Raw genomic sequence first — 12,425 nt, forward strand, 5'->3', positions numbered from 1 at the left:
CGTCTGCATTAGGATTGTTGCATGTTAAAAAAAATTATCACTTTCATTTTTTTTTCTATGGTAAACCCCATGGTGTATGGCCAGTCGGACGGGCAACGTTCTTTTGAGTTTATGAATATTCCTTCATCGGCCAAGCTGATGGGGCTGGGTGGGGTAAACATTTCGCAGGCTAACGAGGATTTGAACCTGGCATACAGCAATCCCGCATTAACATCGGATACACTTTCCGGGATGGTGTCATTTAACTACCTCTCCTATTTTGCAAATGTCGGTGTGGCTTCATTTATTTACCAGCATAGCCTTGGGAAGTATGGGCCGTGGCACATTGGGGTTCATCATGTCGATTATGGTGAAATTGATGGCTATGATGATACAGGGGGCGATTTAGGAGAGTTCCAGGCAGGTGAAACGGTGGTATTTCTCGGTAAGAGTCATCAGGTGAGGCATTTTACCGTAGGCGCTAATTTGAAATTTGCATATTCTGGTATTGCCGGATATTCATCAAGCGCCCTGCTTATGGATCTTGGGGGTATTTTCCAGCATCCGAACATTAACTTTTCGGCAGGGTTGGCAATTAAAAATTTGGGAGTGATTTTAAGTGATTATTCGGAAACCAGTGATAGCAGTCTCCCCTTTGATGTACAGGTTGGCATGACTTTTAAACCGGAGCATATGCCCTTCAGGTTTTCTTTTACTGGTCATCACCTGCACCAGGGTGATATCTCCTACTATGATGCTGGTCAGTCTTCCGGGCAGGAGGAGCCAGGCAAATTTGATAAAATATTCAGACATATTGTTGTTGGGGCAGAGCTACTTCTGACAAAGAATGTAAATTTGAGATTTGGGTATAACCATTTGGTACGGCAAGAGTTAAAGTTAGAGGAGGCCGCCGGGGGAGCAGGTTTTTCCTATGGTCTTATGTTTAGGGTCAAGGCTTTCGAATTTGCTTACAGTCGTGGGGGATACCACGTGGCCGGAGGGGCGCATAGCTTTACCCTTACAGCCAATACAAACATGTTTTTTAGAAAAGGAAAAGTATAGATCATGATAAATCAGGAAAAGTATTTAACACCTAAGGAAATAGTAGCAGAGCTGGATAAGTATATTATTGGCCAAAAAGACGCCAAGCGTAATGTGGCTATTGCTTTGCGAAATAGGTGGAGGCGCATGAATGTGAAAACGGAGATGCAAGGTGAGATTGTTCCGAATAACATATTGATGATAGGGGCTACAGGTGTAGGAAAAACAGAGATTGCCAGAAGACTGGCTAAAATATCCAATGCTCCCTTTACTAAAGTGGAAGCGTCAAAATTTACAGAAGTAGGATATGTAGGCCGCGATGTTGAAAGCATGGTCCGCGACCTGGTAGAGCAGTCGGTTAACCTGGTGAAATCCGAAAAGAAGGAAGAGGTGAAATTGAAAGCCGAACAGGTGGTGGAAGATATTATTCTTGATGCCCTGATCCCGCCTTTAAAAGGTAACGGTGCAGGATACAAGAATCCGGCTTCTACGGAAACTGTAACCGGGGAATTGCCACAGACAGAGCAGGAGCTCAACGAGAGAACACGTGAGCGCTTCCGTGAAAAGATCCGCAATGGTGAAATGGAAGATAGAAAAATAGAGATCAATGTACAGAAGCCCGTAAATGCCGGAGTGGGGATGATTGGTGGAGGAATGATGGACGAATCCTCTATGATCAACTTGCAGGAGATGATCAGTGGCATGATGCCGAAAAAGAATAAAAAACGAAAGGTCACTATCGGGGAAGCCAGAAAGATATTGATAGAAGAAGAATCAGCCAAGCTGATAGATATGGATGAGGTGAAAGAACTGGCCATTAGGAAAGCTGAGAACACCGGTATCATATTCATAGATGAAATAGATAAAATTGCCGGTGGAGCTTCGCGTAAAGGAGGAGGCGGAGGTCCTGATGTGAGCCGTGAAGGTGTACAGCGTGACTTGTTGCCTGTAGTAGAGGGAAGTACCGTCAACACCAAATACGGACTGATAAGAACGGATCATATATTATTTATCGCTGCGGGAGCATTTCATATTGCGAAGCCCTCCGATCTCATTCCTGAGTTGCAGGGAAGGTTTCCGATCAGGGTAGAGCTTGATAACCTCACCAAGGAAGACTTCTACCATATACTTAAAGAACCGAAGAATGCACTGACAAAGCAGTATGAGTCGTTACTTGAAGCTGAAGAGGTGGAATTGAAGTTCCAGGAAGATGCTATGGAGGAGATTGCCGAAACAGCTTTTCATATCAACTCTGAGGTAGAGAATATAGGAGCGAGAAGACTACACACGGTAATGAGCCAGTTGCTCAATGAGTTTCTATTTGATGTGCCGGATAAGATAGGCCCCAATGCCAAAATCGTTGTCACTCGTGAAATGGTGAAAGAGAAGCTTTCAAGCCTGGTTAAGAACAAAGACCTCAGTGAGTTTATACTTTAATTCTAAGTAGTGTCTGTAAGAAAACCCACAACTTATCGTCATTGCGAACGAAGTGCGGCAATCCCCTCATCTTTGGTTAAGAGGGGATCGCTTCGATTCCTTCCCGTGTCGGAGCTCGGGACAGGCGCGATGACGGCAAAAGTTTTCTTACAGACACTATGTAATTTGAAACGCGCTGTTTTTTTAACTGTAGTTTTTAGACTTGTGTTTGTTTCTTTTAGCTTACCGGCCCAAACTGATCATGAGGAGGCCGGCAGGTCTAAATATATTCAACAGTTCCCGGACAAATTTTATCTTAAACCGATTCTGACAGTACGTAATCTGGACCTGAAAATCCGGGACCGTGATGGGAGCACCCAGACTGTAATCTACGAACCTACCACCAATACTTATTTAGGCTTGGGGTTTTATATGTTTAAGCTCAGTGTGGAACTGTCGTTGCGACTGCCGGTTGATGATAAAGACATAGAACGGTATGGTGAGACCAGTGCGTTTGATTTTCAGAGCAACATTTATAGTAAGCGATGGGGAGCAGACATTGCGTACCAGGATTACGAAGGGTTTTATGTGAGAAATCCTGATGATCTGTTTCCCTCCTGGAATAAGGACGGCCCCTTTCCCCAGCGCTCGGACCTGGAGGCGCGGAACTTTCAGCTTAATGGCTTCTATATTTTCAATCACGAGAAATTTTCTTACCGATCTTCCTTTATTCAGGCGGACAAACAGTTGAAGAGCGCAGGCTCTTTTTTGCTGGGAACTACACTGGGCATATTTAAATTTGAGGCAGATTCAGCTCTGGTGCCCGGCAATACTGATGCCGCACTGGAAGAACAGATAAAGGCAGGACGCTTCGCCATACTGGGGTTATTGCCAGGGTATACCTATAACTTTATTGTTAAGGATTTCTATCTAAATCTTTCTTTTTCAGCAGGCCCGGCCAATGTATGGACAAAATATAGAACCGATGCAGATGTATCTACAGATAGCAAGGTAAGGCCGATTGTAGGAGTACGCGCTGCTTTTGGGTATAACAGTCAGAGGTTCTTTTGCGGATTTAGTATGGTCAGCCAGTCTATCAGTTATGATGTTGACAAGCTGGATATCAACGGACAAACAGGAAATGCCAAGCTCTTTTTTGGGTATAGGTTTTTAGAGAAGGGGTTTATGAAGGAGAGGTTTTTTTGATTTTTGAGAAAGAGTGATCATTCTTCTCTCAGGCAAAGATGTCTATATATTAACAGTTAAATACTAAACGGCTGCTCTTTAAAGAATCGGTAAACAAAGTCCATTCATCCAGTCCGGTGATAAGCTATAAAAAATAGCAACCATTTCCCCCTCGCACCAGTTCCCGGACCAGTTCCCATAGCCGTTAACTTAAGCATCCCGGTAGGGATGCAATATTGGTAGCCCGGGGTGAAGCCCCGGGATAGGATTAGATTTTTTTATGCGCCACATTCAAGCTTGGGAAGATGAGAAGGCTATTTTGGCGCATCCATGCTTACTAAGGTAAATGCTTCGAACTCATTCCTGCCATGTGTGCCAAGGAAGCCTGTGTTCCATGGTTGGGCCTTCCTATGGCACACTCAACTTCTCGTTTAAACCCGGGGCTTCACCCCGGGCTACAAAGATTTACCCCCTCTGGGGGCTCGTTATTCTCTTAAGTTAACGGCTATGGGACCTGTTCCGGGACCCCTTCGCAAAACGCTTCTTGAGAAGTAGCCCGATAAACCCAGCCAATAAAATGGCGCAGAAAAAATCCCTATTCTTCGGCTTTACATTGGTTTTGGCGGAGTGTCACTACGGTTAATCCCCCTTCTCTCAGGGGCCCCGGAACGCGTCCGGGGACTAGTGGTTATGTTTTTTTTTATTGAAGAATTGGTAAACAAAGTCCATTCATCCAGTCCGGTGATAAACCATAAAAATAGCAGCTAATTACCCCCTCGCACCAGTTCCCGGACCAGTTCCGGGACCCTTCCGCAAAGCACTTCTTGAGAAGTAGCCCGATAAACCCAGCCAATAAAATGGCGCAGAAAAAAATCCCTATTCTTCGGCTTTTCATTGGTTTTGGTGGAGTGTCACTACGGTTAATCACCCTTCTCCCAGGGGCCCCGTAACAGGTCCGGGGACTGGTAGTTATGGTTTTTTTTATAGAAGAATCGGTAAACAAGGTCTATTCATTAAAACTCCGCATATCGAAGCGAACGGTTTTTAATTACCTGAAATGGATGAAGAAGCGGGGCGCCCGGATAATTTACTCCAAAGAGAGTAATAGCTACTTATATGAAAAGGAAGTTGTGTTTGTAATCACTTTTATAAAACCGGAGGTAAAAACACTTATTGATAAATTTAAAGAAAATGAGTAGCCGCTTACTTCTTCCCCTTTTTCGGATAATCATAAAACAACAAGCTTCCCTTTCCAAAGTCAACTTCTTCCCACGTCTGTACATCAAATGTGCATGCAAAGACTCCGCAGGTAGGTATATTATCGATGCGGGTATTGGCCAGGCTGTTGGCAAAGTCGGTGAAGCCGGGATTATGACCAAAGATCATAAGTGAAAGCCATGTATCATCAGTGTCCTGAACTACTTTCAAAAGACGATTCTCACCGGCGTGATACACCTGATCATTAATATTAATGGCATCTTCAGGATAATCCAGCGCTTTTGCGATGGTTTTGCATGTGGTGAGCGCCCGGTTTGCCGGGCTGCTTACCATCAGGTCAGGAAAAATGCCCCTTGTTTTTAGCCTTCTGCCCATTTCCGGAGCATCTTTCTCACCTCTTTTGTTTAGGGGCCGGTCTATATCGTCCAAATGGGGATGGTCCCAACTGGATTTGGCATGCCGCACGATGTATAGTGTTTTCATATTATGTTTAGTATTGAGATATTAGTATTGAGTATATAGATTGTATTTACGATTCACGATTTTTGATTTACGAATTAAGCTGCAAGTTTTCACTAATAGTGTGCGTGTTTATTGTATTGACGGCCTGCTAAACAGTGATTAACGATGCTGACTACCGTGCCAACTTCGGGTTCCGGGACCCCTCCTTTGCCTACTGCCAACTATACATCTTTAGCCTGTCCCGATCACTAGTGGGGTTGGTATAATTTAGGATGCCTGAAGTTTATGTTCATTTCATATATGAAGATAACCAATGGTTCAATAAAGAGTTTTTGCACAGCCAAAAATTTTATGATAGAATATTTATACTAGAAAAATGAAGTTTTAATTTGGCTGGTAACCCCCGGTAGTATCTTTTTTAAAAAGAAATAACTAGATTTGAATTGATTTTACTGCATTCCTGGTGGTGAGGTCATAACTAACCAAACCTGCAAATGAAGAAAGCAACCATCGTAGCATTTGATAAGTTTACGGATATAGATATTTTTCTGGCGTGGGACTTATTAAACCGTGTACGTTTGCGGGATAAAGATTTTGAAGTTAAAATAGTTGGCACATCGGCCAAACACAGATCAGTTTGTGGCATAGACCTGGACATGCATGGGCAGATAGAGGAGTGTAATGATGCAGACCTCGTATTCTTTTCCAGTGGCCCGGGTACAAGAGCGCTGTATAAAGACCCGGCCTACCTGAGCCGTTTTCAGTTGGATCCGAACCAACAACTTATTTGTTCAATGTGCTCAGGCGCTTTGATCCTTGCAGCCATGGGGCATCTAACAGGCATTACAGCGACAACTTATCCCACCGCAGTAGAAGCTTTACGGGCATTGGGTGTGGAGGTGGTTGAAGACCAACATCTGGTTGTTCATGGTAATATTGCCACTGCGGCAGGATGCCTGGCAGCAGTGGATCTGGTAGGCTGGGCTGTTGAGAAATTATATAACCACAAAGTTAAAGAAGATGTGATCAACTCTGTGTTGCCCGTTGGGCAGGGACAAGCATGCATATATTAATAGCAGTCTTTTTAATAGGCAACCGTGAGTAAGAATATAAATTAGTGTTTGTAGTAATTATTTATACATAAATGGTCAACATTGAAAATCAATTGAAGCAAAATTTGTCCATTGTTGAATTTTTAGGTCTTATTTTGACGGCCCCTAAAGATTTATCAGGAGCGGGTCCATACATTTTGGTACCAACGGGCGTTTTGAGTGCGGCATCCAGGAATACATCGGAAACCATTAACTACTGCAAGGAACACGAGCTCATAGAAGTAAAGCCATTGGGAAGCAAGTGCTACGAATTTCATATCACTTCTAAAGGCGCAGCCTTTCATAGGTCGCAGCGGATAAAGGAAAAATATAGCAGAGAGCGTTAGATTGCTACTTTCGTTCTTCTTTTCTCAGGAGTTTGACAAAGTGAATTTGGTGTGTCGATAGCGTAAGAGGCTATCAGGCTAAAGACCGGATAGCAGTTAGGATATAAGTGACGCTATCGCTTAATGCTCATTCTTCTTTTTTCTTTGATAAGTTGATGCCAAAATTCAGATGGCCAATCGGGCCTACATTAGAGCTTTGTCCTTCTCCGATAGTTACCCCCAAGCCGAGGCTGAGGCTGAATGTAAACAGGCCATTACGCTGAAACCCCCACACAGGACCAAGTGTGAGACCATTTTCTACATCTATGGCATGCGTATTTTTACCGCCAATGGCATCGAATGTATAATGCGCCATCATTCCAAAAAAACTACCGGTATTATTGGTGGTTTTTCTGTCCAACAACTGCCGCCTGGCAAGATTGTAATAGCTGCGATACTGTGCCAACAATGTGGGGTTGATCGTATAAGCCTCATAGGAAGAGAATCCGGAGGAATGGTATTCATAGGCGAAGCCAAAGGCAAAATTTAAAAATAATGAAGACTTATCTGTTAAAGATTGTTCATACGTGAGGCCCGGGAGCAATATATTTAATCCCAATACTGTTTTTTTAAGTCTGGCGCTATCTTGTTGATAATAACTTTGCGCACTTGCATTGTAGTAGCTTGATATTACCAGACCTAAAAGCAATAATTTTTTCATATGGGGTTATTTAAGCTTGTAAAGATAAGTGTGTAATGGCTTTAAAAAAATTAAACCAATATTCTGAGGATCAGTCAGCAGGAAGTAAGAATATGAAGGCTGTTATTACTACCCTTGATGGTGAACATAGAAACCCATTTTTTCAGGATGATCGCTGACCATTTCGTTCGCATTGAAACGCCTGAGCATCCATAGAGCTATTATATCACCCGAGGCCGCCCATGTAAAGAAAACGCCAAACACGATCATCCAGTTGATTTGAAAGATAGTAGCGATGATCACAGGGATGATACCCATGACTACCCCGGGCATAGCGCCTCCCAGTCGATAATGCTTTACTTTTAAAGGTTCGCTGCAATGACAATAAGGAGCAATAGCTTTCCAGTTCATACCAAAGGAAATACTCTTCATGCCCTGTTTGGCAAAGCAGGCCCACGTCACGCCATGTAACAGCTCATGGATGATGATGCCCACAGGCAAAATTAGAAGCAGATGCTTAAAAAACAGCTTCCATCCTTCACGGAAATCAGCATAGCTATAGAGCGAGATGTAGGGACTCGCCAATAACAGCAGCATAGGAATTAGAAAAAGAAAGGCCACCAAATTCATAGAGGAACCCGTCATGGTATACTCCTTTTGTTCGATTTGCCGGCCTTCCACAGAAGTTATTTAACTAGTTTTTTATATTTGATTCTCTTGGGCCCTTCATCACCCATACGTTTTTTGCGATCCTCCTCATACTCTGTGAAGTTGCCTTCATACCAATGTACCTGAGAGTTACCTTCAAAAGCCAGTATATGTGTACAAACCCTGTCCAGGAACCAGCGATCGTGAGAGATGATCACTGCACAACCTCCGAAATTCTCAAGCGCTTCCTCAAGAGCCCGTAAAGTGTTTACATCCAGGTCGTTGGTAGGCTCATCGAGCAGCAGGAGGTTAGCCCCTTGTTTTAGTGCAATGGCCAGGTGAACCCTGTTCCTCATGCCCCCCGATAGTTCTTTTACTTTCTTTTGCTGGTCACTGCCGTTGAAGTTAAACTTGCTCACATACGCCCGGCTGTTCACCTGCTTTCCGCCTAGGTTGATCAGCTCATTACCTCCGGTGATCACTTCCCAAACTGTTTGCTCGGGCTTCAGGTCATGATGCTCCTGATCTACATAAGCAATTTGTACGGTTGGCCCTACTTCAAAAGTGCCTTCATCGGGCCTTTCCTGCCCGGTGATCATTTTAAATAAAGTAGTTTTTCCAGCACCATTCGGACCTATCACACCAACAATGCCAGCTTTGGGTAGTGTAAATTCGAGGTTTTCGTAAAGCAATTTATCTCCAAATGCCTTAGAAACACCATGAGCTTCTATTACTTTATCACCAAGCCGTGGCCCCGGGGGGATATAAAGCTCCAGCTTTTCTTCCCGTTCTTTTGTCTCCTGGTTAAGGAGCTTGTCATAAGCGCTCAATCTGGCTTTTGCTTTGGCATGCCTTCCCTTGGGAGACATCCGCGCCCATTCTAATTCGCGTTCAAGGGTTTTCTGACGTTTTGACTCGCTCTTTTCCTCTCGCGACAGTCGTTTTTGCTTTTGCTCCAGCCATGAGGAATAGTTGCCTTTCCAAGGAATACCCTCACCACGATCCAGCTCCAATATCCAGCCCGCTACATTGTCGAGAAAATACCTGTCGTGGGTAACGGCTATTACAGTGCCTTCATATCGCTGTAAATGCTGCTCAAGCCAATGTACAGACTCAGCATCCAGGTGGTTAGTAGGTTCATCCAGTAGTAATACATCAGGCTCCTGTAGTAGCAGGCGACATAGCGCAACCCTTCTTTTTTCTCCACCAGACAGGTTTTCAGTGATGGCATCAGCGGGAGGGGTACGCAGTGCATCCATTGCCCTTTCAAGTTTGCTGTCAAGCTCCCAGGCATTCAACTGATCCAATTTTTCCTGCACCTCGCCTTGCATTTCGATTAGCTTATTCATGGCGTCAGGATCTTCCATAAGCTCAGGGTCTGCAAATTTCATATTGATCTCCTCAAACTGCCTGAGCAGGTCAACCGTTTCTTTTACACCTTCTTCTACTACTTCTTTTACGGTTTTTTTAGGATCTAATTGAGGTTCTTGCTCCAAAAGTCCAACACTATAACTGCCATCGAAAACTACTTCACCCCTATAATCTTTGTCTATCCCTGCAATTATTCTCAATAAAGAAGATTTGCCGGCACCATTGAGGCCCAGCACTCCTATCTTGGCTCCATAAAAGAAAGAGAGATATATATCTTTTAAAACATGTTTGTTTGGCGGGTAAATTTTATTTACTCCTGCCATTGAGAAAATTATTTTTTCGTCACTCATATGCTATTCTTAATCCGTTATAATGGACAAATTTATCGTTTTGCTCGCCTTTGTTGTGAAGCTCATAACTTTTTTGAAAGAAAAAAAGTAAAGGTTTGTAAACTTTTAAAAAAAAGGTTACGTTTCAGCGGTAAGTTGTAATTATATACAAAGTTGGCTGTTGACTTTGTTAAATAATTTGATATAATATTTGATATAATCATTTAAATTTTATTTTTGCACGAAATTTAAGAGGCAAATCATAGGAGGATTTATCTATGTATTGGACATTAGAATTAGCATCATACCTTGAAGACGCTCCCTGGCCAGCAACCAAGGATGAATTGATCGACTACTCCATTAGAACAGGAGCTCCGTTAGAGGTAGTAGAAAATTTACAAGAACTTGAGGATGACGGTCAGCCTTATGAAAATATTGAGGAGATCTGGCCGGATTATCCGACAAAAGAGGATTTCTTTTTCAACGAGGATGAATACTAATTAGTGTTTGTAAGAAACTCTAAGTGGCTTTAAGAAAAGGTTAAGGTCAAGGCTTGCGAAGTGCCCAAAAAGCGGTAGTCCCGTACAGTTGCCGGGAAGAGTATTTTTTGGAACGAGCGTAACGCGGACATTGGCGTTTTCTTCGAGACACAAATTAATAGTAAAGATATTCTGAATAGAAGGAGCTGACTTTACTTCAGTGTATAGTCAGATCCTGTGTTTTTGCTTTTAATTAGCGCCTCAGCAATTACCAGATCTTCCGGGGTGGTGACTTTGATATTTTCATAACTTCCTTCGAATAGCGAGATTTTATTCCCGGCTTTTTCAGCTACGCTGGCATCGTCTGTCAGGTCGGCTGTTTCCTTTATCTTGTACGCATTTTTGATCATTTGCAGGTCAAACGTCTGTGGTGTTTGTATCAGCCTGTAGTTTGAGCGGTCAACGGCCTTTGTGGTATCCTGATCGGTCACTCTCAGCGACTCTTTCAAACCCACTGCTGCTATGGCGCTTTTGTGTATTGCGGCCAACCTGAATGATGCTCCGATCATATCTGCACTGATCAGTGGGCGTACACCATCATGAATAGCCACCAAACCTGCGGCATCTGTAATTTGATCCAGTCCGTTTTTTACCGACTGAAACCGGGACTCACCACCCGCGGTAATGGCCACAGGCTTGTCAAAGTTGTGCTTCAGGCACAGATCTCGCCAGGTGGGAATATCATCTTCAGGTAGTACGAGTATGAGGTGAATATTTTTTGAATAATTAAAAAAGGCGTTGACAGTATGCATGAGTATTGGAAGGCCATTGAGAGGGATGAACTGCTTTGGTGTTAAGCTATTCATTCTCGTGCCTTTACCACCGGCAACTATGATTGCGAACTCCTTCATATCAGTTTAAAGTAAAAAGAGTCCGTCTCAAAAGCCAACGCGTCATTCCAAAACTTGATTTTGGAATCCCCTAGAAATTCGTAGAAACCAATCGGGGGCTCCTGATCCTGATTTCAGGATGACGTCAGAAGTAGGCTTTTGAGATGGCCTACTTTTATATTAATCATGCGTTATTATATGATCAGCATGGCATCACCATAGGTGAGAAACCTGTATTTTTCTTTGATAGCGGTTTCATAAGCCTTCATTATAAGGTCATAGCCACCGAAAGCAGATGCCATCATCAATAAAGTAGACTCCGGCATGTGGAAGTTAGTGATCATAGCATTGCAGATCTTGAAATCGTAAGGAGGGAAGATAAACTTATCCGTCCATCCTTCCTTAGGCTTTAACCTGCCATTAGCCGACACGGAAGACTCGAGCGCCCTCATGGAGGTGGTGCCTACCGCACATACACGCTTTTTATTATCGAGTGCATGGTTTACAGTACTTACGGTCTCTTCACTCACTCTGAAATTCTCAGAGTCCATTTTATGTTTGGTCAGATCCTCAACATCTACAGGACGGAAAGTTCCCAATCCGATGTGCAGTGTTATTGCAGACATCTTTACATTTTTGATCTCCAGCCTTTTTAGCAATTGCCGGGTGAAGTGTAGTCCTGCAGTTGGGGCCGCAACAGCGCCCTTATGCTTGGCATAAATGGTTTGAAACCTTTCGCGATCCTCAGGCTCCGTTTCTCTTTTAATATATTTTGGGAGGGGAGTTTCTCCCAAACTGTCTATGGTCTTATAGAATTCCTCGTCAGAGCCATCATATAAAAATCGGATAGTCCTGCCCCTGGAAGTTGTATTGTCAATTACTTCAGCTACAAGGTCACCCTCTCCAAAGTATAGTTTATTACCTACTCTGATCTTACGAGCAGGATCTACCAATACATCCCAGAGGTGCATTTCCTGGTTAAGCTCTCTTAGTAAGAATACCTCTATTTTAGCGCCTGTCTTCTCCTTATTGCCATATAGTCTGGCGGGAAAAACCTGGGTATCGTTGGTCACCAGCACGTCTCCATCGCCGAAATATTCTACTATATCTTTAAATGATCGGTGTTCTATCTCTTTGGTATCCTTATGCACTACCATTAGGCGAGATTCATCCCTGTTTTCAGCCGGATATAAGGCAACCAGTCCGGTCGGTAGATCAAACTTGAATTCTGATAATTTCATATTTAATATTACGGTATTAAATAAAAGGGTTAGTTTTTAAAATTAGCTT

13 protein-coding genes are annotated in these 12,425 nt (G+C 43.3%); 7 read left to right on the forward strand and 6 right to left on the reverse strand.

Annotated elements, in window-relative coordinates:
• Nucleotides 1-21 precede the first annotated feature (21 nt).
• From porQ to C900_RS06100, 4 genes are all read left to right on the forward strand, one after another.
• A complete protein-coding gene (gene porQ / locus C900_RS06085) occupies nt 22-1,041 on the forward strand; it encodes a type IX secretion system protein PorQ (RefSeq protein ID WP_051052788.1) in 1,020 nt (339 codons plus the stop codon).
• A gap of 3 nt (nt 1,042-1,044) precedes the next feature.
• Nucleotides 1,045-2,457, forward strand: coding sequence for an ATP-dependent protease ATPase subunit HslU (gene hslU / locus C900_RS06090; RefSeq protein WP_009578796.1), 1,413 nt, complete (start codon nt 1,045-1,047; stop codon nt 2,455-2,457).
• Between the two features lie 129 nt (nt 2,458-2,586).
• Nucleotides 2,587-3,642 carry a DUF4421 family protein gene (locus tag C900_RS06095; RefSeq protein ID WP_245558404.1) on the forward strand — a complete coding sequence of 352 codons (1,056 nt, stop codon included), beginning with the start codon at nt 2,587-2,589 and terminating at the stop codon, nt 3,640-3,642.
• A 950-nt stretch (nt 3,643-4,592) separates the two neighbouring features.
• Complete coding sequence (locus C900_RS06100) at nt 4,593-4,820, forward strand: hypothetical protein (protein WP_040495797.1); 228 nt, start codon at nt 4,593-4,595, stop codon at nt 4,818-4,820.
• Nucleotides 4,821-4,824: 4 nt separating this feature from the next.
• Here the strand turns inward: C900_RS06100 and C900_RS06105 are convergent, their stop codons facing one another.
• Nucleotides 4,825-5,322: a SixA phosphatase family protein gene (locus tag C900_RS06105; RefSeq protein ID WP_009578799.1), complete on the reverse strand. Its 498-nt coding sequence runs from the start codon at nt 5,320-5,322 to the stop codon at nt 4,825-4,827.
• A gap of 473 nt (nt 5,323-5,795) precedes the next feature.
• Between C900_RS06105 and C900_RS06110 the strand changes: the two genes are divergently transcribed.
• Together C900_RS06110 and C900_RS06115 are read left to right on the forward strand one after the other, a co-directional pair.
• Entirely contained in the window at nt 5,796-6,374 is a 579-nt protein-coding gene (locus C900_RS06110) for a DJ-1/PfpI family protein (protein WP_009578800.1), read from the forward strand.
• Between the two features lie 71 nt (nt 6,375-6,445).
• A complete protein-coding gene (locus tag C900_RS06115) occupies nt 6,446-6,739 on the forward strand; it encodes a hypothetical protein (RefSeq protein ID WP_009578802.1) in 294 nt (97 codons plus the stop codon).
• A gap of 127 nt (nt 6,740-6,866) precedes the next feature.
• On the opposite strand, the gene C900_RS06120 is transcribed toward C900_RS06115, so the two are convergent.
• From C900_RS06120 to ettA, 3 genes are all read right to left on the reverse strand, one after another.
• Entirely contained in the window at nt 6,867-7,439 is a 573-nt protein-coding gene (locus C900_RS06120) for a hypothetical protein (protein ID WP_009578803.1), read from the reverse strand.
• Nucleotides 7,440-7,547: 108 nt separating this feature from the next.
• Nucleotides 7,548-8,099, reverse strand: a complete 552-nt coding sequence (locus C900_RS06125) for a DUF3267 domain-containing protein (RefSeq protein ID WP_009578806.1) — start codon at nt 8,097-8,099, stop codon at nt 7,548-7,550.
• Between the two features lie 5 nt (nt 8,100-8,104).
• Nucleotides 8,105-9,787 (reverse strand): energy-dependent translational throttle protein EttA, encoded by a 1,683-nt coding sequence (gene ettA / locus C900_RS06130; protein WP_009578807.1) that lies wholly within the window; start codon nt 9,785-9,787, stop codon nt 8,105-8,107.
• 257 nt (nt 9,788-10,044) lie between these two features.
• On the opposite strand from ettA, the gene C900_RS06135 reads away from it, so the two are divergent.
• Nucleotides 10,045-10,266 carry a DUF2795 domain-containing protein gene (locus tag C900_RS06135; protein WP_009578808.1) on the forward strand — a complete coding sequence of 74 codons (222 nt, stop codon included), beginning with the start codon at nt 10,045-10,047 and terminating at the stop codon, nt 10,264-10,266.
• A 191-nt stretch (nt 10,267-10,457) separates the two neighbouring features.
• Here the strand turns inward: C900_RS06135 and C900_RS06140 are convergent, their stop codons facing one another.
• Nucleotides 10,458-11,156: a 2-C-methyl-D-erythritol 4-phosphate cytidylyltransferase gene (locus C900_RS06140; protein WP_009578809.1), complete on the reverse strand. Its 699-nt coding sequence runs from the start codon at nt 11,154-11,156 to the stop codon at nt 10,458-10,460.
• 173 nt (nt 11,157-11,329) lie between these two features.
• Nucleotides 11,330-12,376, reverse strand: a complete 1,047-nt coding sequence (gene queA, locus C900_RS06145; RefSeq protein WP_040495798.1) for a tRNA preQ1(34) S-adenosylmethionine ribosyltransferase-isomerase QueA — start codon at nt 12,374-12,376, stop codon at nt 11,330-11,332.
• Nucleotides 12,377-12,425: the final 49 nt, after the last annotated feature.

The sequence above is a fragment of the Fulvivirga imtechensis AK7 genome (genome assembly GCF_000331535.1).
GTDB classification, from domain to species: Bacteria; Bacteroidota; Bacteroidia; order Cytophagales; family Cyclobacteriaceae; genus Fulvivirga; species Fulvivirga imtechensis.

Excerpts from the sequence above, each read along its gene's own strand:
- porQ (WP_051052788.1), top strand. The coding sequence starts at position 22 with ATGTTAAAAAAAATTATCACTTTCATTTTTTTTTCTATGGTAAACCCC.
- hslU (WP_009578796.1), top strand. The coding sequence starts at position 1,045 with ATGATAAATCAGGAAAAGTATTTAACACCTAAGGAAATAGTAGCAGAG.
- C900_RS06095 (WP_245558404.1), top strand. The coding sequence starts at position 2,587 with ATGACGGCAAAAGTTTTCTTACAGACACTATGTAATTTGAAACGCGCT.
- C900_RS06100 (WP_040495797.1), top strand. The coding sequence starts at position 4,593 with ATGGTTTTTTTTATAGAAGAATCGGTAAACAAGGTCTATTCATTAAAA.
- C900_RS06105 (WP_009578799.1), bottom strand. The coding sequence starts at position 5,322 with ATGAAAACACTATACATCGTGCGGCATGCCAAATCCAGTTGGGACCAT.
- C900_RS06110 (WP_009578800.1), top strand. The coding sequence starts at position 5,796 with ATGAAGAAAGCAACCATCGTAGCATTTGATAAGTTTACGGATATAGAT.
- C900_RS06115 (WP_009578802.1), top strand. The coding sequence starts at position 6,446 with ATGGTCAACATTGAAAATCAATTGAAGCAAAATTTGTCCATTGTTGAA.
- C900_RS06120 (WP_009578803.1), bottom strand. The coding sequence starts at position 7,439 with ATGAAAAAATTATTGCTTTTAGGTCTGGTAATATCAAGCTACTACAAT.
- ettA (WP_009578807.1), bottom strand. The coding sequence starts at position 9,787 with ATGAGTGACGAAAAAATAATTTTCTCAATGGCAGGAGTAAATAAAATT.
- C900_RS06135 (WP_009578808.1), top strand. The coding sequence starts at position 10,045 with ATGTATTGGACATTAGAATTAGCATCATACCTTGAAGACGCTCCCTGG.
- C900_RS06140 (WP_009578809.1), bottom strand. The coding sequence starts at position 11,156 with ATGAAGGAGTTCGCAATCATAGTTGCCGGTGGTAAAGGCACGAGAATG.
- queA (WP_040495798.1), bottom strand. The coding sequence starts at position 12,376 with ATGAAATTATCAGAATTCAAGTTTGATCTACCGACCGGACTGGTTGCC.